General features: G+C 73.4%; 1 protein-coding gene. It reads right to left on the bottom strand.

The annotated features are described in order from the left end of the window. Window positions 1-728, bottom strand: a 728-nt coding sequence (locus tag KUM32_RS41805; protein ID WP_217146840.1) for a S1 family peptidase, incomplete at its 3' end; no start/stop codon positions are given. Window positions 729-911 lie beyond the last annotated feature (183 nt).

Here is a 911-nt window from a genome sequence, read left to right as displayed (position 1 = left end):
CCGTAGTTGACGGTGGCGTTCAGGCCGGTGACCTTGCCGCCGCGCAGCCCCGTGGTGCTGCCGCTGCGCTGGACCTTCTGGCCGACGGTGGCGTTGGCCGCCTTCTTGATGTCGCGCGACGAGCCGTTGTACAGGTTGACGGTCCCCGGGTGCTTGAGGGAGCGGTTGTCGTAGCGGATGAGGCCGTAGTCGTTCCCGGGGAAGCTGGACCCGACGGTCTCGCCGATCTTCGTGCGGTGGTTCGACGTGGTGTACCAGGGCGGCTTGCCGTCGGTGCAGTGGCCGGCGGTCACGATGAAGTACTCGCCCTTGGCGTTGCGCGCGTTGAACCCGGCCGAGCAGCGCCAGTCGCCCGCGTAGATGGCGTCGCCACCGGCGATGAGCTTGTTGAAGGTGCCAGGGGTGCGCTCGACGCGGATCGCGCCGGCGTGCGCTCCCGCCGCGCGCCTGAGCCGGGATATCTCGGCCCGGCTGACGGTGCTGTCGGCGGTGACGACGAGGGTGTTGGTGGCCTGGTCGACGTACCAGGCGGTGCCGGGCACGTTCGCCGAGCGGACCGCGTCGCCCGCGGTGGCCGCCCGGACCGCGGTGGGCGCGGCCGGCGCGTCGGTGGCGGCTCCGGCGGCCGGCACCGCGAGCGCGGAGACGGCGGCGAGTCCGCAGGTCACGCCGATGAGGCGGACGCGTCCGCGCGGGCGGGAGCGGAGCGTGGTGCGGGTGTTCCTCAACTCTTCCTCCGGGGAAGTCGTGGGCCGGCTGCCGCGCCGGGCCCCGGGTGGCACGGCCACGGGGGTACGGCTGCCCGGCCGGCACGGCACGGCACAGCTACACGACGCTTCCGCCACGCTTCACGTCCCCCCTGACGAGCGCTGCCCGGAAGTATTCGGGCTGCGGCCGGCGCCGCACAAGGG

This window comes from Streptomyces sp. AC627_RSS907 (genome assembly GCF_019049165.1).
This window is presented reverse-complemented; position numbering and strand designations above follow the sequence as displayed.